This is a genomic window from Roseateles albus (genome assembly GCF_028595345.1).
In the GTDB taxonomy this organism is placed as follows: domain Bacteria; phylum Pseudomonadota; class Gammaproteobacteria; order Burkholderiales; family Burkholderiaceae_C; genus Paucibacter_A; species Paucibacter_A albus.
The window spans coordinates 49,528-70,135 of sequence record NZ_JAQQXT010000009.1 but is presented as its reverse complement, the minus strand read 5'-3'; the positions used below and the strand labels follow the sequence as shown (position 1 = coordinate 70,135).

The following is a 20,608-nucleotide window of genomic DNA, read 5'->3' as shown; positions in this document are numbered from 1 at the left end:
ACCTTCAGAGCAGCAGGTTGGCGCCGCTGCCGTCTTCAGCGCCATCAAACAAGTGGCTGCACCCGAGCTGCAGATGAAATGTATGAGCCGCACCGCGCGCCTTGCCGGCCAAGCTGCCGAGTTGGTCGGCTGGCACGCGCGCCGTCATGGGCACGTTGCCGATGTCGAAATGCACAAACACCTCGCTGCCCATGTGCTCGGAGAAACGCAGCGCCCCCGGCACCGGGAAGCTGTCGCCCTGCGGGCGCGCCTCGGCCGAGATATGTTCCGGACGCAGACCGAACTTGATTGGCCCTGTTTGCAAACGCATGCGCTGGGCCTTGGCCTCGGGCAAGGGCAAGACCTGACCCCCGAGCAGCACGGCCAAACCGGCGCCTTCGGCCTGCAGGGTGGCCGGGTGGATATTCATTTCCGGCGAGCCGATGAAGCTGGCGACAAAGGCGTTGGCCGGACGGTCATAGAGCGCGGTCGGGGTATCGACCTGCTGGATCACGCCGTCCTTGAGCACGCAGATGCGCTCGCCCATGGTCATCGCCTCGACCTGGTCGTGAGTGACGTAGACAACGGTGGCCGGCTGGCCCGACTCGCGCAGCGTGCGGTGCAGCTCGGTCAAGCGCACCCGCATCGAAGCGCGCAGCTTGGCATCCAGATTGGACAGCGGCTCATCGAACAAGAACACCTCGGGCTTCTTGACGATGGCGCGGCCGACCGCGACGCGCTGCGCCTGCCCACCCGACAGCTGCTTGGGGTAGCGGTCCAGCAGATGCTCCATCTCCAACAGCTTGGCCGCATGGCGCACGCGTTGGTCGACCTCGTCCTTCTTGGCGCCGGCGAGCTTCAATCCGAAGGCCAAGTTGTCATAGACCTTCATATGCGGGTAGAGCGCATAGTTCTGGAACACCATCGCAATGCCGCGCGCCTTGGGCGCCAGGGTATTGACCAGCTTGCCGCCGATATGCAGTTCACCGCCGGTGATGGTCTCCAGGCCGGCGATCATGCGCAAGAGCGTGGACTTGGCGCAGCCCGAGGGGCCGACAAAGACCATGAACTCGCCGTCGCGGATTTCCAGGTCCACCCCGTGCACGGCCTTGAAGCCATTCGGGTAGACCTTCTCGATTTTCTTCAGGCTTAGCTGCGCCATGTTGTTGTATCTCTCTTTATCCTTTGATTCCGCTTGAAGCGGAACCTTCAATGAAATGGCGCTGGGCAGCGAAGAACACCGCCACCGATGGGATCAGGGCGACCACCGAGATCGCGATCACGCTGGCCCACTCGACTTCTTCGGTGGCGCCTATGCTCATCTTCAAGGCCAGCGAAACCGGGTATTTCTCCACCGAGGCCAGATAGATCAGCGGGCCCATGAAGTCGTTCATGGTCCAGATGAACTGGAACACGATGACCGAAATGATGGCCGGCTTGAGCATAGGCACGATGATGTGCCAGAGCAGTTGCAGGGCGTTGCAGCCGTCGATCTGGGCCGCTTCTTCCATATCGCGTGGGATGCCGCGCAGGAACTGCACCAGCATGAAGACAAAGAAGGTGTCGGTGGCAAAGGCCGAGGGCAGGATCAGCGGCAGATAAGTGTCCAGCCAGCCGAACTCGCGGAACATCAGGTATTGCGGCAGGCGCAAGACGATCAGCGGCAACATCATCGTGCCGACCATGATGCTGAACAAAAACTTCTTGCCCCAGAAGTCAAAGCGGGCGAAGGCATAGGCCACCAGCACGCAGGAGATCACCGTCACGATGATGCGCGGGATGGTGATCAAAAAGCTGTTCAGAAAATAGGTCGCGAAGGTGTACTCGGTGCTGGTCTTCCAGCCCTTAACGTAGGCGCCAAAGTCGAATCGGCTGGGCCAGAAGCCGATTTCGCTATAGATCTCGACATTGCTCTTGAACGATGCACCGATCAGCCAGGCCAAGGGATACAGCATCACCAGAGCGACGGCAAACAGCGCCACGTAGCGGAGCCAGGAATTGCCCTGGTCGCGCCCCAGGATCAGCGCAGGTGCATCACTATTTGCGCCGCTCATTTGGACGTCTCCTTCTCACCCGAGTAGAAGACCCAGTACTTGGAACTCCAGAACGAGATCGCACTCAGACCGCCGACCAGGGCGAATAAGACCCAGGACAGCGCCGCGCCATAGCCGAGGTTGAAGTAGCGGAAGCTCTGGTCATAGATGTACAGCGCCAGCACATAGGTTGAATGCAGCGGGCCGCCTTCGGTAATGGCATAAGGGCCGTTGAACTCCTGGAAGGCCTGCACCATCTGCATGATCATGTTGAAAAAGATAACGGGCGTGATCAGCGGCACGGTGATGCGGAAGAACTGCTGGCGCTTGTTGGCACCGTCGATCTCGGCCGCCTCGTACAGCGACACCGGCACGTTCTGCAGCGCGGCCAAAAATATCACCATCGCCGAGCCGAACTGCCAGGTGAATAGCAGCACGATGGTCCAGAGCGAGTAATGCTCATCGGCCAGCCAGGCGATCGGCGTCAGGCCCACTTTGATCATCAGCAGATTAACGAGACCCTCCTTGGCGAAGATGAAGCGCCACAGCACCGCAGTGGCGATCGAGCCGCCGAGTATGGAGGGCAGATAAAAAGCGGCGCGGAAGAAGTTGATGCCGCGCAGCTTGTAGTTCAGCACATGGGCGATGAAGAGCGCGAAGCCGACACGCAGCGGCACCGCCAGCACGGCGAACAAGAGCGTGACGCCCAGCGACTTGCGGAACAGCGGGTCGGCGCTGGCGATCTCTACATAGTTGTCGAGACCGACAAACACCGGCGGGTCCATCAGATCGTATTGCGTGAAGCCGAGCGCGAAGCTCATCACGAAGGGAAATAGCTTGAAGCCCAGCACGCCCAACACAAAGGGCAGCACGAACAGAAAGCCTAGTTTTTTGTTTTCATACATAGCGTCACCGTGTCTCCGACGGAACAACTTGGAGGCCCCACTGCGCAGCAGTAGGAGCCGACCTCTCAAGTAGAACTCGTGGAACCGGCTCCGCCGGGCCACTGAGTTCGCCCCCTTGAGGGGGTGGCGCGCAGCGCCTACGGGGGTGGGCTACCTCGCCAACCAGCCGCCATCGACGGCGACGGTGTAGCCGTTGACATAGTCGGACGCCTTGGAAGACAGGAACACGACCGGGCCGGCCAAGTCTTCCGGTGAGCCCCAGCGGCCAGCCGGGATACGTTCAAGGATGGAGGCGCTGCGGCCCTCATCGGCGCGCAGTGCAGCGGTGTTGTTGGTCGCCATATAACCGGGCGCAATGCCGTTCACATTGATGCCGTGCGAAGCCCATTCGTTCGCCATCGCGCGGGTGATGCCCATCACCGCGCTCTTGGACGCGGTGTAGGACGGCACCCGCACGCCGCCCTGGTAGGACAGCATCGAGGCCACATTGATGATCTTGCCGCCATTGCCCTGCGCAATGAATTGCTTGGCCGCGGCCTGCGAGAAGAAGAACACCGTCTTCAGGTTCAGGTCGATGACATCGTCCCAATCCTTCTCGCTGAATTTGATCGCGTCTTCGCGGCGGATGATGCCGGCGTTGTTAACCAGAATGTCGATCTTGCCGGTCAAGGTCAGCGCTTCTTTGATCAGCCCATCGATGCAGCTGATGTCGGACAGATTGGCGCGCAGGTCCAGAAAGCGCCGGCCGGTGGCCTCAACTTGCTGACGCGTCTCGGTCGGTTCGGTCACATTGATGCCGACCACGTCGGCACCGGCCTGCGCCAAGGCCAGGGCCATGCCTTGCCCCAAGCCGGTATTGCAACCGGTGACGATGGCGACCTGGCCGTTGAGTTGGAAGTTTTCGAGAATCATGATGCTTGGCTTTCGGTGTTCTTCTTGTTTGAAATTTAGCGAAGCGCGGTCATGGGCACATGATCCATGTCCTTGAAGACCTGGTTCTCGCCCACCATGCCCCATATGAAGGTGTAAGCCTGGGTGCCCACGCCGGAGTGGATGGACCAGCTCGGGCTGATCACCGCTTGCTCATTGCGCACCACCAGGTGGCGCGTCTGCGTCGGCTCGCCCATCATGTGGAAGACGGCGGCGTTCTCGTTCATATCGAAATAGAAATACACCTCCATGCGGCGGTCATGTTGGTGGCAAGGCATGGTGTTCCACAAGCTGCCCGGCTCCAACTGCGTCATGCCCATCAGCAATTGGCAGGTCGGCAGCACATCGGGCACCAGGAATTTATAGATGGTGCGGCGATTGCTGGTCTCGGGCGCGCCCAAGGTTTCGGGCGAAGCCTCAGCCAAGGTCACCTTTCGGTGCGGGTAAGCCGTATGCGCCGGTGCGCAATTGAAATAGAGCTTGGCCGGTATGGCCGCGTCGACGCTCTCAAACGCCAAGACCTTGGCGCCTTGGCCCACATAAAGCGCTTCGCGGGCGCCGACCTCGAAGACCTGCTCATCCACCGTGACGCGCGCTGCGCCGCCGATATTGATCAGACCCAACTCGCGGCGCTGCAGAAAGAAATCGGTGCCGGTGTACTTGCCCAACTCAGCGGCGAAGGTCACTGCCTTGCTGACAGGCATGATGCCGCCAACGATGATGCGGTCGATCTGGCTATAGGTCAGCGTGGCCTCATCGGGCTTGAACATGTCTTCCACCAAAAAGTGGCGGCGCAGGCCTTCGGTATCGAGGCTGCGGGCGTGTTCGCTGTGAACGGGTTGACGGACTTGCATAAGGTGCTCCTTGGTATCGGCTGGGGTCTCGAGTGCCCTGATTTGGCACTCTGCGGTCTTGTTGGGTGCAAGCGTAACCGATGTTAGTGCTTTCCCGGAATAATGGTTTCTATTTAGTGAACCACTGTTTCATTTTTTCACGCAAGCGGTATAGTGAAGCCATCGCAGCCTCAGATTTGCAACTTCAAGCAGCAGCCGAGGCCGCAGGCAAGACACCACAGCGCAACGACCGCAGGAACCCAAACCTATGAACGCCTACTTTGACAATGCCGCCACACCTTGGACCGAGTTGGGTGACGGCATACGCCGCAAGGTCGTCGGCCATACGCCGGAGCTGATGTCGGTGCTGGTGCAATTTGATCAGGGTGCGATTGGCACCGTCCATGCGCATGACGACCATGACCAGATCGCTTTTGTAATCAGCGGCGAGTTTGAGGCCGACGTCGGTGGCGTCAAAAAGGTTTTGCGCGTCGGCGACGCCTTTGTGGCGCCGCGTCTGACACCGCATGGCGTGGTCGCGCTGGCAGCCGGCAGCACCTTGCTGGACCAGTTTTCACCCCGCCGCGAGGACTATCTCTAAACCCCCTTTCTCGCCCGGCGCGCACTGCAGCGCCCGGGCAGACATGAAGACATCGCGGCGCCCTGCGCGCACCGCGATGCAATGCGACACAACACCGGCCCTCAAACATGCGAAGACATGTCATCCAGGCCAAGCCAGCTATGTGTACCGCTGCCCAGCGGCGGTGCGCTCATTGAAAAACAGCAGGAGACAAACCATGAACCCGCGCCCCAGCAGCAGTAACAAGTCCCATCCCCACGCCCTCGTGATGTCGATGATTTCCTTGGCCGTGCTGAGTTTGATCGGCTCGGCCCATGCGCAAGAAGCGAGCAAGCCCGCGGCGGCCAGCGAGTCCAGGCTGGACACCATCTCGGTGACCGGCTTTCGCGCCTCCTTGGAAACGGCCTTGCGCGCCAAGCGCGACGAAAACAGCATTGTTGACGTCATCAAGGCCGAGGACATGGGCAAGTTCCCCGACACCAATCTGGCCGAGTCGCTGCAGCGCGTGCCCGGCGTGGTGATCGACCGCGATGCCGGCGAAGGCCGCTCCATCACCGTGCGCGGCTTGGGCCAGGACTTCACCCGTGTGCGCATCAATGGCATCGAGGCGCTGGCCACCACCGGCGGCACCGACAGCTCGGGCGGCGCCAACCGGTCACGCGGCTTTGACTTCAACGTCTTTGCCGCCGACCTGTTCAGCTCCTTGACCGTGCGCAAGAGCAGCTCCGCCGATATCGACGAAGGCTCGCTGGGTGCCACCGTTGACCTGCAAACTACCCGCCCCCTGGACCTCAAAGCAGGTTTCACTGGTGCGATGTCGCTCAAGGGCATGTACAACGACCTGTCCGGCAAAACCACGCCCAAAGCCTCCTTCCTGCTGTCGAACACCTTCGCCGACAAGAAGATCGGGGTTCTGTTCTCCGGCGCCTATTCCAAACGTGAGGTTCTGGAAGAAGGCTTTAGCACCGTGCGCTGGGACAACGGCCCATCGTCCGGCGGCTGGTGCCCACCACAGGGCGCCACCATCGCCCCCGGCACCACCTTGCCGACGGGCTCCACCGCAACGACTTGCGGCCCTGCCGCCAACGGTGTGCCTCGCCTGGCCAATACCCCCGCCAACCAAGCTGCCTACCAAGAGGCCAGCAAAGCAGAGAACTTCCACCCGCGCCTGCCACGCTATGGCCGCCTAACCCACGACCAAGAACGCCTGGGTCTGACCGGCTCCTTCCAGATCAAGCCGGCCGAAGGCACTTTGGTTACCGTCGACATGCTGTACTCCAAGCTCGACGCAACGCGCAAGGAAGACTTCCTCGAAGCGATCTCCTTCAGCCGCTCCTTGTCGCAGGGCGGCAAGCCGCAAACCAGCGTGCTGGCGACCGAATATGCGCCCAACGGCGCCCTGCTTTACGGCAAGTACAACGGTGTCGATATCCGCTCGGAGTCGCGCTTCGATCAGCTCTCCACCACCTTCACCCAGCCCACCCTGACGCTGGAGCAGGATCTGACCGATACCTTGAAACTCAACGCAAGGTTCGGCCGCGCCACCTCCAAATTCAGGAACCCGATCCAGACCACCACCACCTTGGACGCCGCCAATGTGCAGGGCTACGAGATGGACTTCCGCAGTAGCGACCGCCTGCCCATCCTGAACTACGGCTCGCTCAACCCGTCCGACCCGAATGGCGGTCTGAAGATCATCGGCGTGCCGGTCGGTTCGGCCAGCATCAGCAATTTCACGCCCAGCGAAGTGCGCATCCGCCCGAACGGCACCACCAATACCAATGACCTGGCACATCTGGATCTGGCCTGGGAGCTCAATGAAAAGCTGACACTGAAAGTAGGCGGTGACTTCAAAAAGTTCAAGTTCGAGACCTATGAGGCCCGCCGCACGGTCGAAACCATGAACACCCTGCCCGCCGGGGTCACGCAGGCCAATCTGGTCACCAGCTTGACCGGCTTCGGCAAGGGCCAAAGCATTCCGGCCGGCACCATCACCAGCTGGGTGCTGCCCGACCTGAATGCCATCAGCAGCGCCTACGACATCTATTGCAACTGCCTGAAAACCGGCGCAGCCGGCGGCCCAGGCGACTACACGCTGACTTCGACCACCAACGCCAACGCCCGAGGCAACAACCGCACCGTCACCGAAACCGACAGCGGCGGCTTTGCGATGGCAGACTTCGCCTCCGAGCTGGGCGGCATTCCGCTGCGCGGCAACGTGGGCGTGCGATACGTCAAGACCAAGATGACGGCGGATGGCTATCTGGCCACGGCCGGCGGCACCCCGGTCACAGCGGAAAACAGCTACGACGACTGGCTGCCCGCGATAAACGTCGCCGCCAACCTGAGCAAGAACTTGATCCTGCGCGGTGCCGCCGCCAAGGTCATGTCCAGGCCTCAGCTGGCCAATCTGAGCCCCGGCGGCACGCTCAGCACCACCGGCACGCTGACCTATACCGGCGGCAACCCGCTGCTCAAGCCCTTCCGCGCCGACACCTTCGACGCCAGCCTGGAGTGGTACCACGAGAAAAACGCCTTCGTCGGCCTGGGTCTGTTCCAGAAGAACATCAAGACCTATATCCAGACCGTCAAGACCAATTTGCCCTACAACCAGACCGGCTTGCCGATGTCTTTGTTGCCACCAGGCATGACGGGCGAAGAGGTCTTTGCGGTCACTTCGCCGGTCAACACCAATGGCGGCAAGCTCAGCGGCTTCGAGCTCAATGTCCAGCAGCCGTTCAGCTTCTTGCCGGCCTGGGGCAAAAACTTTGGCGCGCTGTTCAACTACACCTATGTGAAGTCACAGATCGAATACATCGTCTCGCCCACCAGCACGGCAACGATCACCAATGACCTGATCAATCTGTCTCCGCGCAGCTACAACACCACCCTGTACTACGACGACGGCACCTTCAGCGCCCGGGTGTCGGGCTCACAGCGCGAGGCCTATTTGACGCGTGTGCCGGGTCAGAACAACAACGATGTGGAAGGCAAGAACAAGACCTTCAACGTTGATGCTTCGATCTCCTACAAGGTCAATGACAAGCTGGACATCACGCTGGAAGGCGTCAACCTGACCAACCAGCCCAATGATCAATACATCAGCAGCCAGCGCGACAGCGTGGTGGTCAATAACGTGACCGGCCGTGAGTATTTGATTGGCTTCCGCTACAAGTTCTAAGCCCCGCGCTTGAAACTGCAGCTGTAGTCCAAGGGGTGCGAGTGCAAGCTCGGCACCCCTTTTTTCGCCGGCTGTTTGATGTCAATTTGGAGATGCCATGCCCAGGACCATGCCCTTGGAGAGGCGCGAGCTTTTGAAACAGGCTTGTGCCTTGACCTTAACCGTCGGCGCTGGCCAGCCGGTTTGGGCCGATGCCGGCTTGCCCGCCGCCGTCAACCCGCCACCGCCACCCCCTGCTCCGCCGCCGCTTGCCACCGTCCACCCTGCCCTGCATCTGGTCGGCGACTCCACCATGGCGGACAAGCCCTTGGACCCGCCCAACCCCGAACGCGGCTGGGGCCAAATGTTTCGCGAGCGGGTCAAAGAGCCGGTGCGCATCGTCAACCACGCGGTCAATGGCCGCAGCACAAAGAACTTTCAAGACGAAGGCCGCTGGGCCCATCTGCTCGCTCAACTGGCGCAGGGTGACTTTGTGCTGATCCAGTTTGGCCACAACGACGCAAAAAAAGAGGACCCGGCACGCTACGCCACCGCGCACGGCGCCTACCGCGACAACCTGCGGCTGTTCGTACGCGATGTGCGTGAGCGCGGCGCCACACCGTTGCTGGCGACCTCCCTGATGCGGCGCGAGTTTGACGCCACAGGCCGCTTGAAAGACACCCATGCCGACTACCCCGTCGTGATGCGGGAAGTCGCCGTTGAAATGGACGTGCCGCTGCTGGACCTGCACCGCGCCAGCGCCGTGCTGCTGCAAGCACTCGGCCCGGCTCAATCCGAACCGCTCTTTCTCTGGGCCAAACCCGGTGAGTATGAACGTTACCCGGCGGGCAAGAAAGACAACACCCATTTCAGCGAAGCCGGCGCACGCGCAATGGCTGGCCTGGCCGAACAAACGCTGCGGCTGCAAAACCATCCGCTCTGCACCTGGTTGAAGGCCGCTGTTTGAGTCCTGCAGCCTGGCCCCGCCCGCCAACGTCATCAACAACGAGATCAGCACGCATGAAATCCCACCAGCATTTCGCCAGAGCGCTGCTGGCTCTGGGCGCACTGATGCTCCTGAGCAGCGCTGCATTTGCACAAGCCGAAGACAGCGAGCCTACCGAGCAGTCAACCCTGCAGGCCTCGCAGCCAAGCAGCAGCCCAAGCACAAAGAAACTGCCGGCCCAGACCATAGAAGATTTCGCTCGCGCGCCCTTGCTGCAGCATGTGCAGCTCTCGCCGGATGGCAAGCAGATAGCCGCCGTCCTCAATCAAGGCAAGCTCAGTGTGCTCGTGACCCGCCCGGTCAAGGGCGGCACGTTCAAGCAACTGATGGCCAGCGACAATCTGGAGCACCAGTTCAACTGGTTGCGCTGGGTCAACGCCGACCGTTTGGTGGTCAGCTTGCGCTACCCCAGCACGCGCCAAGTGAGCTGGTTCAGCAGCGCCGACAGCATGGAATCGCGTCTCTTGGCGGTCAACGCCGATGGCTCACACCTGCTCAATCTCAGCCGCATGCGGGGCCAAGAGGACATCGCCCAAGCGCTCGACCAAGCGGTGGTGATTGACTGGCTGGCTGACGATGGCAATCACATACTGATGAGTCAGCCGAATGCCAAATTCAGCGGTGCGCCGGCCGTCTTCAAAGTCGACATCAACACCGGCGCGCGGCAACTGCTGCGCGAGGCCAAGGCCGACATCCGCAGCTGGTTCACCGATGCCCAGCACCGGGTAAGGGTCGGTGTCGGCTTCACCGAGGGCCGGTTCTCGCTCTGGGTCAGCGACCCGGCGGGCGACAACTGGCGGCTGGCACGCAGCTTCGGCTTCTTTGACCCCGCCCGCGTCCTGCCACTGGGCTTCGGGCTCGACCCGCAAGTCCTTTTCGTCAGTGCCATGCATGAAGGCTTCCAAGCCATCTACACCATGGACCTGAGCGACCCGACCTTGCCTTTGACGCTGAAGTTCCAGCCCAAGTCCGGCAGAGACCTGGAGGGCCGCTTGCTGCATTCCAGCAAAACCGGTGAAGCCGTGGGCTTCGTCTCCAACGGCCAAGACGCTGCCGCCTACTTTTGGAGCGAGGAACATAGGGCCTTGCTTGAACGCATAGACAAAGCCTTGCCCAAGCGGGCCAACCGCCTCTTGCAGTTGGTCAAGGACGACGATGTCTACCTGCTGCGCTCTTTTGGCAACGGCCAACCGGGTGAATACTTGCTCGGTCAGCGCAGCAAGAGTGCCTTGGCGGTACTGGCCGAGCTCAACGCGCAACTCGACCCAGAACACCTGGCCCGCAAGCGAAGCATCCGCTTCAAGGCCCGCGACGGCCTGCCCTTGCAGGCCTATCTGAGCCTGCCTGAACTCAGTAAGGGGGTGCCGAGCAAAAACTTGCCGCTGGTGGTGTTGCCGCACGGCGGTCCGCAAGCGGCGACCGGCAGCCAATTCGAAACCTGGCCAGCCTTTCTGGCGGAGCGGGGCTACGCGGTCTTGCAGGTCAATTTCCGCGGCTCCACCGGCTTTGGCCAGGCCTTTATGGAGGCAGGGCTGAAACGCTGGGGCCTGGAGATGCAGGATGACCTCAGCGACGGCGTCGCGGAACTGGTCAAGCGCGGCATCGCCGACCCCCAACGCGTGGCGATCGTAGGCGCCAGCTATGGCGGCTATGCCGCCTTGATGGGCGCGGTCAAAACACCGCAGCAATATCGCGGCGCCTTCGCCTTTGCGCCATTGACCGATCTGGTCGAGTACGCGCGCGAGATCGCGAACAACCGACTCTTAGTCAGCACCCATGCGCTTGAGCGACAAATCGGTAGCTTGGCCTCCGACCGGGCTCGACTTGAAGCCACTTCACCCCGGCTGCAAGCCGCCAGAATCGAAGTCCCGGTGGTGCTGGTGCATGGCACCCTGGACCGCCAAGCGCCTTATGAGCACAGCGTCTGGATGGCCGATGCACTCAAGGCCGCCGGCAAAGACTATCGCTTCATCAGCCAAGACCGCGGCGACCATCAACTGAGCCACCAGCCTTATCAGCTGCAACTGCTGCAAGAGCTCGATGCCTTCTTGCTCAAGGTCTTGGGCCCCGGGGCCCAAGCGGCGCCGGCAGCAGCGGCCCATTGACCGCTGGGCATCGCCACCAGCCACGCTCTCACCTATCCGGATCCAACATAGTTAATCACTCAAAAGTGATACTTTGAAGCTATCTCGCAGACTTAAGCTGACGGCTGTTTCTTGACTGCCAACGGCCCCATGAAGATTACCAAGCTCACGACCTACCGCCTGCCGCCACGCTGGATGCTGCTCAAGATCGAAACCGATGAGGGCGTGGTGGGCTGGGGAGAACCTGTCATTGAGGGCCGCGCCCGCACCGTCGAAACCGCCGTCCAGGAATTCGCTCCCTTCTTGATCGGCCAAGACCCGGCGCGCATCAATGACCTCTGGCAGGTGATGTACCGCGGCAGTTTCTACCGGGGTGGCGCCATCTTGATGAGTGCGATTGCCGGCATCGACCAAGCGCTGTGGGACATCAAGGGCAAGCTATTGGGTGTGCCCGTCTATGAGCTGCTGGGCGGCTTGGTGCGCGACCGCATGAAGACCTATTCCTGGGTCGGCGGCGACCGCCCGGCCGATGTGATTGCCGATATCCGGCGCCTGCGCGCCGGTGGCTTCGATACCTTCAAGATGAATGGCACCGAGGAATTCGGCATCATCGACAGTGCGGCGGCGGTGGATAGCGCCGTCGCCCGTATCGCCGAGATCCGCGCCGCCTTTGGCAACGAGATTGAGTTCGGCATTGACTTCCACGGTCGCGTCGCTGCGCCCATGGCCAAGGTTTTGCTGCGGGCGCTGGAGCCCTACAGGCCTCTATTCGTCGAAGAGCCGGTGCTGGCCGAGCAGGCCGAGCATTACCCCCGATTGGCCGAAAGCACCTCGATTCCGCTGGCCGCCGGCGAACGGATGTACTCACGCTTCGAATTCAAGCGCGTGTTCGAACAAGGCGGCATCGCCATCGTGCAGCCTGACCTTTCGCATGCTGGTGGCATTACCGAATGCGTGAAGATCGCCGCCATGGCCGAGGCCTATGACGTAGCGCTGGCACCTCATTGCCCGCTCGGCCCGGTAGCCTTGGCCGCTTGCCTGGCGGTGGACTTTGTGTCGCACAACGCGGTCCTGCAAGAGCAGAGCATGGGCATCCACTACAACAAGGGTGGCGAGCTGCTGGACTATGTATTGAACAAGGACGACTTCCATATCGAAGGCGGCTACATCTCGCCACTGCCCAAACCGGGCCTGGGTATCGTGATCGACGAGGCCCGCGTCATCGAAGCCAGCCGCAATGCACCCGATTGGCGCAACCCCTTGTGGCGCCATGCCGATGGCAGCGTGGCCGAATGGTGATCTCCAGCAGCGGCCAGCACGCCGCCCTGCTCGCCCTCGACTGGGGCAGCAGTGGGCTGCGCGCCTTTCTGATCGACGCGCAGGGCCAGACGCTCGCGTCCCGCAGCTCGGCCATGGGTGCCAGCGTGATGGACGGCAAGCCCCAAGCCTACGCACAGGCGCTCGAACAAATCGCCGGCGACTGGCTGCAAGCCCAGCCGCAGCTGCCGCTGCCGCTCTTGGCCTGCGGCATGGTCGGCGCTAAACATGGCTGGCGCGAGGCGCCCTATGTGGACTGCCCCGCCAGTGAAGCCGATTTGGCCGCAAGCTCCGTCGAAGTAGCTTTCGGCGTGGGTCAACATTTGCGCATACTGCCGGGTCTGCGATACCAGCCCCAGGGCATGCCGCCCGATGTGATGCGGGGCGAAGAGACACAGCTGTTCGGCGCCCTTGCGCTGCACCCCGGTTTGGCCGAGGCGGCCTGCGTCGTGATGCCGGGCACCCATTCGAAATGGGCCGAGCTGCGCGACGCCAAGGTGCGCGGCTTTGCCACCCAGATGACCGGCGAGTTGTTTGCCCTGCTGCGTCAACATTCGGTGTTAGGGCGACTGATGCCCGAGCCTGAGGCGGCCACCGACTCCAGCGCCTTTCTAGCCGGCGTGCGGGCCGCGCGGGACGCTGGCCACCTGGGCCTGGGCCATCAGCTGTTTGCCGTGCGCAGCCTGGGTTTGACCGAGCAACTGCCTGCCAGCGGCCTGGCCGACTATATGTCCGGCCTGCTGATCGGCCATGAGCTGCGCGCCGGCCTGGCCTGGCGCACAGCGCATGGCTTGGGCTTGGCGCCACTGCTGCTGATTGGCGAACCGGAACTTTGCGCTCGCTACGAGCAAGGCTTGAACGTTTTTGATGGCGTGGTCGCGCTGCGCCTCGACAACACCGCCCCGACCGGGCTTTGGCGGCTGGCGCAAAGCGCCGGTTGGCTGCAACTCTCGCACTGAATTGGACCGCCCCATGACGAGCTCTTTGTTCGACCGCGCTTTTGCCGAACTGCCCCTGGTCGCCATCCTGCGCGGCGTACGACCCGACGAAGTCGAGGCGATCGCGCTGGATCTCTATGAAGAAGGCTTTCGCCTGATAGAGGTGCCGATGAATTCGCCACAGGCGCTGGACTCGATCGCGCGCTTGTCGCGCTGCCTGCCGGCCGACGCGCTCTTGGGCGCCGGCACCGTGTTGAGCCCCGCCGCTGCGCGCCAGGTCCGCGATGCCGGTGGCCGCTTGATCGTGATGCCGCATGCCGACACTGCCGTCGTGCGGGCCGCCAAGGCGGACGGCATGTTCTGCGTGCCCGGTGCAGTGACGCCGACCGAGGCCTTTGCTTGCGCCGATGCAGGCGCCGACGCCGTCAAGCTGTTCCCGGCCGAGCTGATCACGCCGCAGATCGTCAAAGCCATGCGTGCGGTCATTCCACTCAGCCTGCCTCTGCTGCCCGTCGGCGGCGTGACGCCACAAACCATGGCGCCCTATGTGCAGGCCGGCGCCTCCGGCTTCGGCCTCGGTTCGGCCCTGTATGCGCCGGGCCACTCTGCCGCAGCCGTGGTCGAGCGCGCGCGTGCTTTTGTGCAGGCCTGGCGCGCGCTGTAAACCGCCGCGCCGAGGCGCTGATCAAGAAAAAAACCAGAGACATCATGAACAAAAAAAGAATCGCGGCCGGTCTGCTCGGCGCCTGCGTCGGCAGCTTCGTCAGCAGCCTCAGCCAGGCACAGACCCTGCTGCAGATCGACGCCAGTGCGCCAGTCCCGGCACCGCAAACCGGCCATTTGCAACTCGGCAGTGCAGTCTCGCCCAAAGGCGAGACGCTGGGCGCCAACAACCAGTACCTGACACGCAATGCCATGCCCTGGCTGCCGGTGATGGGCGAATTCCACTACAGCCGCAGCCCGGCCGAGAGCTGGGAGGGCGAGCTGCGCAAGATGAAGTCGGCCGGCATCACCATCGTCGCCAGCTATGTGATCTGGAACCACCACGAAGAGCAAGAGGGTCAATTCATCTGGCGCGGCAACCGCGATCTGCGCCGCTTTGTGGAGCTGGCCAGCAAGATCGGCCTCGATGTGGTGGTGCGCATCGGCCCCTGGGTCCATGCCGAGGCCCGCTTTGGCGGCATCCCGGACTGGGTCGTGACTGCCATGCCCACGCGCGGCAACGACCCGCAATATCTGGCCGTGGTCGAGCGACTGTATGGCCAGATCGGTCAGCAGCTGAAGGGCCAGATGTGGAAGGACGGCGGCCGCGTCGTCGGTATCCAGCTGGAGAACGAATACAACCTGAATGGACCCGCCCAGGGCGCCGCCCATATCAGCAAGCTGAAGAGCCTGGCCCGGCAAGCCGGTATGGACGCACCGCTCTACACCGTCACCGGCTGGGACGGCACGATTTACCCATCCGGCGAAGTAACGCCCGTCTTCGGCGGCTACCCCGACGAACCCTGGGGCGTTTCGACAAGCGAGCTGCCGCCCAAGGAGACCTATGCCTTTCGCTTCGACAGCCGCGTCTCCGGCGACCTCGGCGCGCAAACCGCCGCGACCGCCCCCGGCACGGCCGAGACCGACATCGGCCTGACGCCCTTCCTGGGTGCCGAATATGGTGCCGGCCTGCCGGCCATGTACCGCCGCCGCACACTCGTTTCGGCGGATGACATCGCATCGATGCTGCCGGTGCAGCTGGGCTCGGGCGTCAATCTGATGGGTTATTACATGTTCCACGGCGGGCGCAATCCGCTCAGCGTGAACGGCGTCAACACATTAGAGGAAAGCACCCTCAGCGGCGGCTACAACGACACACCCGCGATCAACTACGACTTCAACGCCCCGCTCGGGCCCGATGGCCAGCAGCGCCCGGTCTTGAACAAGCTGCGGCCCTTTCACTACTTCTTGCAGGACTTCGGCCCTGCGCTTGCGACCATGACGGTGCGCAAGCCGGCCAGCACGCCGGCGGACGCGGCCGAGCTGAGCGCGCCGCGCTGGTCGGTGCGCGCCAAGGGCGACAGCGGCTTTCTGTTCTTCAACAACCATGTGCGGCAGTACGCGATGCCGGCGCAAAAGCAGATCCGCTTCTCGGTGAAACTGGCGACGGAGACCTTGCAGTTCCCGCAGCAGCCGGTCGACATCGCCAACGGCGCCTACTTCATCTGGCCGCTCAATCTGGATCTGGGCGGCACCCGCCTTCGCTACGCAACGGCCCAGCCGGTCGCGCGCCTGGATCATGGCAAGGACGGCCTCGTCTATGTGTTCTCCGCCCAGGCCGGCATCCCGGTCGAGCTGGGTTTTGATGCAGCAAGCAGCACGCATATCAGCGCACCACATGCGCGCAGCCAATTGCTCGGAGATAAGCTGGTGCTCGACCAGTTGCAGCCCGGCCTAGACGCGGCGCTGACAATCAAGCGCCCCGGCGCCCGCCCCGTCACCGTCCTGTTGCTGACTCCGGAGCAGACGCAACAACTGTCGATTGGCGAGCTGGCCGGCCAGCGGCGCCTGGTGCTGAGCGCGCAGGACAGCCATTTCGCGGCTGGCGGCTTGGATGTGCTGTCGGCCGGCGCGCCGAGCCTGCGCGTGGCCGTCTTTCCCGCCTTACCCAAGTTGCCCAAGTCCAGCCTGCCGCTCAAGCCGGCGGCCCGCGATGGGCTGTTCCAGGTCTTGGCCGCCGAGCATGCGCCAAGCCAACTCGCCGCCAAGGTCACGCAGGTGCGCGAAGCACAAAAAGCGCCGCCCGTCATGATCGGCGGGCTGGCGCGCGCCGCGCTGCAGCCGATACCGGAGACTTTCAAGGCGGCGGCCGCCTGGCAGATCGAGCTGCCCAAGCAGGCCTTGAAGGGCCTTGATGATGTGCTTTTGCAGATCGATTTCGTCGGCGATATTGGGCGCCTGTTTGCCGGCACAAAAATGCTGGACGACTGGTATTACAACGGCCAGCAATGGCAAATCGGTTTGAAGGGCCTGAAGGGCTTGAAGAGCTTGAAGACCAAGGGCCCGCTGAACCTGAGCGTGCTGCCGCTGCGCGCCGATGCGCCAATCTACCTGCCGCGCGAAGCTCGCCCGGACTTCAAGGGCGAGGCGCAAATAGCCGCCCTGCGCAAGATCGATCTGATCCCCGTCTACCGCTGGAGCCTGCGGCCCTGAGCCTTGCAGCTATACATAATCCTGATAGCTGCAGTCGAATAAACCATTTGTTAGGCATTGCAAAGGCCGTTAACTTATCGGCTCTTGTTACTCATTGCCGACTGCACTCGCCACCACATTCGCCCTCAGCCAGCCATGCCGACCGAAACACCAAGCCCTTTTGAACACGCTGATGAGCAGGCCTCGCTCACTCTCGCCCTCGCGCAGAGCGCGACCTTGGGCGAGGGCCTGCAATGGCATGCCGGCAGCGCGCGCTGGTGGTGGACTGATATCGAGGCATCGACGCTGCACGCCTGGACACCGGGCGACGAGAGCACGCTGAACGTCAAACTGCCTGACCGGCTCGGCAGCTTTGCCCATTGCCGCTCGGGCCGTTTGCTGTTGGGCCTGGCCAAGCGCCTATGCCTGGCCACGCTGGCGGACCTTCAGGCAACAGGTAGCAGCGTTCCCGCGATCCAATCGCTGGTGCCGGTCGACCCGGCCGAGCCGCGCACCCGCATCAACGACGGGCGCACCGACCGGCGCGGCTTCTTCGTCTTCGGCACCATGAACCAGGCCAGCGACAAACGGCCCATCGGCAGTTTTTACCAGTATTCGCTGCAGCATGGCCTGCGCCGCCTGGCCCTGCCGGCGGTGGCGATTGCCAACAGCATCTGCTTCAGCCCGGACGGCCGCACCATGTACTTCTGCGACACCTTGAGCCAAGCCATCATGCAGTGCGACTACGACGCCGAGAGCGCGCAGATCGCCAAGCTGCGGCTGTTCACTCGCATCACACCGGACCATGCCTGGCCAGATGGCTCGGTCATCGCCGCTGACGGCAGCCTCTGGAACGCCCAATGGGGCGCCGGACGGGTGGTCCAATATTCACCCGAGGGGCAGCTCATGCGCGTGGTCGGCGTGCCGGCCACCAACACCACCTGTCCGGCCTTTGGCGGCGCTGACTGTGACGAGCTGATGGTGACGACGGCACGCAGCGACTTGAGCCGCGAGGAACTGGAGCGCTTGCCCGCCTCCGGCAGCTTGTTCGCAGGCCGGCTCCCGCTGGTGCAAGGCCTGCCGGATGCCTTGTTCGACGACAGTCCAATGCCCTAGTTTTACGCCCCAAGAACGGAGACAAAAAGCCATGAAAACCAAACTACAACAATGGGCCAAGCCCCTATTGGCCAGCGCCTTGCTGGCCCTGCTGCCATTGGCCAGCCATGCGGCCGACCCGGTCAAGATAGGCTTCCTGGTCAAGCAGGCCGAGGAGCCCTGGTTCCAGGACGAATGGAAATACGCCGAGCAAGCCGCCAAGGACAAGGGCTTCACCCTCGTCAAGATCGGCATCCCGAACGGCGAAAAAATGATGGCCGCGATCGACAATCTGGCCGCGCAAAAGGCCCAGGGCTTTGTCATCTGCGCCCCCGATGTGAAGCTGGGCGCGGCAGTCGCCCGCGCCGCCAAGCGCCATGATCTGAAGGTCATCTCGGTCGATGATCAATTGGTCGATGGCGCCGGCAAGCCGATTGCCGGCATCCCGCACATGGGTATCTCGGGCTATGAGATCGGCAAACAGGTGGGCTTGGGCCTGCTGGAAGAAATCAAGAAGCGCGGCTGGAATTTGAACGAAGTCGGCGCGCTGCGCGTCGCCTTTGATCAACTCCCGACCGGGCGCGAACGCACCATGGGCGCCATTGACGCCTTGAAGGCCGCCGGCCTGCCCGCCGCCAATGTGATCGATGCGCCGCAGGCCAAGACCGACACCGAGAACGCCTTCAACGCCGCCAATATCGCCTTCACCAAGAACCCCAAATTCAAACACTGGGTGGCAATGGGCATGAATGACGAAGCGGTGCTGGGTGCCGTGCGCGCCGGTGAAGGCCGCGGCATCCGCAAGGATGAGCTGATCGCCATCGGCATCGGCGGCAGCCAGACCGCACTGAACGAGTTCACCAAGCCGGCGCCGACCGCCTTTTTCGGCACGGTCTTGATCAGCCCCAAGCGCCATGGCTACGAGACCGCCGCCAATATGCACAGCTGGATCACTACAAACCAAGCGCCGCCGGCCGTCACCCTGACCAGCGGCACCTTGATGACCCGCCAGAACCAAACCGAGCTGCGCAAGCAGATGGGCTTGTGAACACAGCATCCCTTCAGTTCGACCAGGTCAGCAAGGTCTTCCCCGGCGTCAAGGCGCTCAATGGCGTCAGCTTCGAGGCGCGCGCCGGCCAGGTCCATGGCCTCTTGGGCGAGAACGGCGCAGGCAAGTCCACGCTCTTAAAGATACTCGGCGGCCAGTACCGGCCGGACGGCGGCCGCCTGCTCTTGAACGGCCAGGCATGCCATTTCAGCTCGGCATCGGACGCGATCAAGGCCGGCATCGCCGTCATCCACCAAGAGCTGCAATATGTGCCCGAACTGACGGTGGCCGAGAACGTGCTGCTGGGCCGGCTGCCGCAGCGCTTCGGCTTCGTCGACAAAAAGGCCGCCAGCGCCATGGTCGCAGCACGCCTGGCCGCGATCGGCGTCGACCTCGACCCGGACGCGCTGATGATCGATCTGTCGATCGCGCAGCGCCAGATGGCCGAAATCTGCAAGGCGGTGCTGCAGGACGCGCAAGTGATCGCCTTTGACGAGCCGACCAGCAGCCTCTCGCACCGTGAGAGCGAAGTGCTGTTCAAGCTGGTAAAGGATCTGCGCGCTAGCGGCAAGACCCTCATCTACATCTCGCACCGGCTGGAAGAGCTGTATGCGCTGTGCGACTGCTGCACCATCTTCCGAGACGGCCGCAAAGTCGCCACGCATCCTGTGATGGCCGATGTGCCGCGCGACCTCTTGATCAGCGATATGGTCGGCCGCGAGGTCAGCGATATCTATGACTACCGGCCGCGCCAGCTGGGCCAGGAGCGCCTGCAGGTGCGCGGCATGCTCGGCGAACACCTTGCGGCACCGCTGGACTTTGCGGTCCGCGCCGGCGAGGTCTTGGGCTTTTTTGGTCTGGTCGGTGCCGGCCGCAGCGAGCTGATGCGCCTGCTTTACGGCGCCGATGCGCGCAGCCAGGGTCAGGTCTTGCTGGACGGCCAAACCGTCTCGGCCAAGGGCCCGTCGGCGGCGATTGAAGCCGGCATCGTGCTGTGCCCGGAGGACCGCAAGGAGCAAGGCATCTTGGCGCAATCCTCGGTGGCCGAGAACATCAATATCAGCTGCCGCCGCCATGGTCTGCTGGGCGGACTATTCCTGCGCCACGCGCGCGAGGCGGCGCTGGCCGATGCCTTCATCAAGCGCCTGCGCATCAAGACGCCGAACCGCGAGCAGGAGATCCGCCTGCTGTCCGGCGGCAACCAGCAAAAGGTGATTCTGGCGCGCTGGCTGGCCGAGCCGGACCTGAAGGTGCTGATCCTGGACGAGCCGACCCGCGGCATCGACGTCGGCGCCAAGAATGAGATCTACCGGATCATTCACGAGGTGGCTGAAAGCGGCTGCTGCGTGATCGTGATCTCCAGCGAACTGCCCGAGGTGCTGGGCATTGCCGACCGCGTGATCGTGATGCGCGAGGGCCGCATCAGCGGCGAGCTCGACCGCTCGGCTGCCAGCGAAACCGCTGTCTTGCGCATGGCCTTGCCCGACCTGGTCTGAGACCGTAACTAGATATTTGCACGGAACATT

The 20,608-nt window shown here is 62.8% G+C and carries 16 protein-coding genes; 11 read left to right on the top strand and 5 right to left on the bottom strand.

Going from position 1 to position 20,608, the window contains the following annotated elements; all coding sequences use genetic code 11:
• Positions 1-4: 4 nt before the first annotated feature.
• The 5 genes from PRZ03_RS15135 to kduI all read right to left on the bottom strand — a co-directional run bounded on the left by PRZ03_RS15135 (position 5) and on the right by kduI (position 4,701).
• A complete protein-coding gene (locus PRZ03_RS15135) occupies positions 5-1,141 on the bottom strand; it encodes an ABC transporter ATP-binding protein (RefSeq protein WP_273601087.1) in 1,137 nt (378 codons plus the stop codon).
• 16 nt (positions 1,142-1,157) lie between these two features.
• Positions 1,158-2,033 (bottom strand): carbohydrate ABC transporter permease, encoded by an 876-nt coding sequence (locus PRZ03_RS15130; protein ID WP_273601086.1) that lies wholly within the window; start codon positions 2,031-2,033, stop codon positions 1,158-1,160.
• Positions 2,030-2,917: a carbohydrate ABC transporter permease gene (locus PRZ03_RS15125; RefSeq protein ID WP_273601085.1), complete on the bottom strand. Its 888-nt coding sequence runs from the start codon at positions 2,915-2,917 to the stop codon at positions 2,030-2,032. The genes PRZ03_RS15130 and PRZ03_RS15125 overlap by 4 nt, the downstream gene beginning before the upstream one ends.
• Before the next feature lie 150 nt (positions 2,918-3,067).
• Positions 3,068-3,829: a 2-dehydro-3-deoxy-D-gluconate 5-dehydrogenase KduD gene (kduD, locus tag PRZ03_RS15120; RefSeq protein ID WP_273601084.1), complete on the bottom strand. Its 762-nt coding sequence runs from the start codon at positions 3,827-3,829 to the stop codon at positions 3,068-3,070.
• 35 nt (positions 3,830-3,864) lie between these two features.
• Positions 3,865-4,701, bottom strand: coding sequence for a 5-dehydro-4-deoxy-D-glucuronate isomerase (gene kduI / locus PRZ03_RS15115; protein ID WP_273601082.1), 837 nt, complete (start codon positions 4,699-4,701; stop codon positions 3,865-3,867).
• 247 nt (positions 4,702-4,948) lie between these two features.
• Between kduI and PRZ03_RS15110 the strand changes: the two genes are divergently transcribed.
• From PRZ03_RS15110 to araG, 11 genes are all read left to right on the top strand, one after another.
• Positions 4,949-5,281: a cupin domain-containing protein gene (locus tag PRZ03_RS15110; RefSeq protein ID WP_263534027.1), complete on the top strand. Its 333-nt coding sequence runs from the start codon at positions 4,949-4,951 to the stop codon at positions 5,279-5,281.
• 196 nt (positions 5,282-5,477) lie between these two features.
• Positions 5,478-8,441, top strand: coding sequence for a TonB-dependent receptor (locus tag PRZ03_RS15105; protein WP_273601081.1), 2,964 nt, complete (start codon positions 5,478-5,480; stop codon positions 8,439-8,441).
• Positions 8,442-8,592: 151 nt separating this feature from the next.
• Positions 8,593-9,387 carry a rhamnogalacturonan acetylesterase gene (locus PRZ03_RS15100; protein ID WP_273601080.1) on the top strand — a complete coding sequence of 265 codons (795 nt, stop codon included), beginning with the start codon at positions 8,593-8,595 and terminating at the stop codon, positions 9,385-9,387.
• A 53-nt stretch (positions 9,388-9,440) separates the two neighbouring features.
• Positions 9,441-11,531 (top strand): S9 family peptidase, encoded by a 2,091-nt coding sequence (locus PRZ03_RS15095; RefSeq protein WP_273601079.1) that lies wholly within the window; start codon positions 9,441-9,443, stop codon positions 11,529-11,531.
• A 129-nt stretch (positions 11,532-11,660) separates the two neighbouring features.
• A complete protein-coding gene (gene dgoD / locus PRZ03_RS15090; protein WP_273601078.1) occupies positions 11,661-12,809 on the top strand; it encodes a galactonate dehydratase in 1,149 nt (382 codons plus the stop codon).
• Positions 12,803-13,786 (top strand): 2-dehydro-3-deoxygalactonokinase, encoded by a 984-nt coding sequence (locus PRZ03_RS15085; RefSeq protein ID WP_273601077.1) that lies wholly within the window; start codon positions 12,803-12,805, stop codon positions 13,784-13,786. The genes dgoD and PRZ03_RS15085 overlap by 7 nt, the downstream gene beginning before the upstream one ends.
• A gap of 13 nt (positions 13,787-13,799) precedes the next feature.
• Entirely contained in the window at positions 13,800-14,429 is a 630-nt protein-coding gene (locus PRZ03_RS15080) for a 2-dehydro-3-deoxy-6-phosphogalactonate aldolase (RefSeq protein WP_273601075.1), read from the top strand.
• Positions 14,430-14,473: 44 nt separating this feature from the next.
• A complete protein-coding gene (locus tag PRZ03_RS15075) occupies positions 14,474-16,960 on the top strand; it encodes a beta-galactosidase (protein ID WP_273601074.1) in 2,487 nt (828 codons plus the stop codon).
• 135 nt (positions 16,961-17,095) lie between these two features.
• Complete coding sequence (locus PRZ03_RS15070) at positions 17,096-18,055, top strand: SMP-30/gluconolactonase/LRE family protein (RefSeq protein WP_273601072.1); 960 nt, start codon at positions 17,096-17,098, stop codon at positions 18,053-18,055.
• A 31-nt stretch (positions 18,056-18,086) separates the two neighbouring features.
• A complete protein-coding gene (locus tag PRZ03_RS15065) occupies positions 18,087-19,082 on the top strand; it encodes an arabinose ABC transporter substrate-binding protein (RefSeq protein WP_273601071.1) in 996 nt (331 codons plus the stop codon).
• Positions 19,079-20,578, top strand: a complete 1,500-nt coding sequence (gene araG / locus PRZ03_RS15060) for an L-arabinose ABC transporter ATP-binding protein AraG (RefSeq protein WP_273601070.1) — start codon at positions 19,079-19,081, stop codon at positions 20,576-20,578. The genes PRZ03_RS15065 and araG overlap by 4 nt, the downstream gene beginning before the upstream one ends.
• The last annotated feature ends 30 nt before the right edge of the window (positions 20,579-20,608 follow it).

Excerpts from the sequence above, each read along its gene's own strand:
- kduI (WP_273601082.1), bottom strand. The coding sequence starts at position 4,701 with ATGCAAGTCCGTCAACCCGTTCACAGCGAACACGCCCGCAGCCTCGAT.
- PRZ03_RS15065 (WP_273601071.1), top strand. The coding sequence starts at position 18,087 with ATGAAAACCAAACTACAACAATGGGCCAAGCCCCTATTGGCCAGCGCC.
- PRZ03_RS15135 (WP_273601087.1), bottom strand. The coding sequence starts at position 1,141 with ATGGCGCAGCTAAGCCTGAAGAAAATCGAGAAGGTCTACCCGAATGGC.
- PRZ03_RS15080 (WP_273601075.1), top strand. The coding sequence starts at position 13,800 with ATGACGAGCTCTTTGTTCGACCGCGCTTTTGCCGAACTGCCCCTGGTC.
- kduD (WP_273601084.1), bottom strand. The coding sequence starts at position 3,829 with ATGATTCTCGAAAACTTCCAACTCAACGGCCAGGTCGCCATCGTCACC.
- PRZ03_RS15070 (WP_273601072.1), top strand. The coding sequence starts at position 17,096 with ATGCCGACCGAAACACCAAGCCCTTTTGAACACGCTGATGAGCAGGCC.
- PRZ03_RS15085 (WP_273601077.1), top strand. The coding sequence starts at position 12,803 with ATGGTGATCTCCAGCAGCGGCCAGCACGCCGCCCTGCTCGCCCTCGAC.
- PRZ03_RS15075 (WP_273601074.1), top strand. The coding sequence starts at position 14,474 with ATGAACAAAAAAAGAATCGCGGCCGGTCTGCTCGGCGCCTGCGTCGGC.
- PRZ03_RS15105 (WP_273601081.1), top strand. The coding sequence starts at position 5,478 with ATGAACCCGCGCCCCAGCAGCAGTAACAAGTCCCATCCCCACGCCCTC.
- PRZ03_RS15130 (WP_273601086.1), bottom strand. The coding sequence starts at position 2,033 with ATGAGCGGCGCAAATAGTGATGCACCTGCGCTGATCCTGGGGCGCGAC.
- PRZ03_RS15110 (WP_263534027.1), top strand. The coding sequence starts at position 4,949 with ATGAACGCCTACTTTGACAATGCCGCCACACCTTGGACCGAGTTGGGT.
- PRZ03_RS15125 (WP_273601085.1), bottom strand. The coding sequence starts at position 2,917 with ATGTATGAAAACAAAAAACTAGGCTTTCTGTTCGTGCTGCCCTTTGTG.
- PRZ03_RS15095 (WP_273601079.1), top strand. The coding sequence starts at position 9,441 with ATGAAATCCCACCAGCATTTCGCCAGAGCGCTGCTGGCTCTGGGCGCA.
- dgoD (WP_273601078.1), top strand. The coding sequence starts at position 11,661 with ATGAAGATTACCAAGCTCACGACCTACCGCCTGCCGCCACGCTGGATG.